Below are 232 nucleotides of genomic sequence, written 5' to 3'. Positions count from 1 at the left end.
CAATTTATACTGGCAGCGAAATCCGGATAAAGGACAGACTTTTGATCTTCAGACGGATATCCCGTATCTTTTTAAATCTAATGTAGGTCTGAATATGAAAGTCAATATTTACCGTCAGGATTCAACTTTTGCCAATGTAAAGATGCTTCCGGCTCTCTACTATCATATCAATAACCGAAATAAAATCGGTCTGAGAGGAACTTTTGAAACCTCGAGTATTATTGATACACTA

General features: G+C 36.2%; 1 pseudogene. It reads left to right on the top strand.

What is annotated here, in order from left to right:
• A pseudogene (locus tag SCA31_RS25700) lies at positions 1–232 on the top strand (hypothetical protein); the annotation flags it as partial.

The sequence above is a fragment of the Chryseobacterium sp. SIMBA_028 genome (assembly GCF_046535285.1).
In the GTDB taxonomy this organism is placed as follows: Bacteria; Bacteroidota; Bacteroidia; order Flavobacteriales; family Weeksellaceae; genus Chryseobacterium.
Note: the sequence above shows the minus strand (reverse complement) of the source record. Positions and strands in the feature narration are given on the sequence as shown.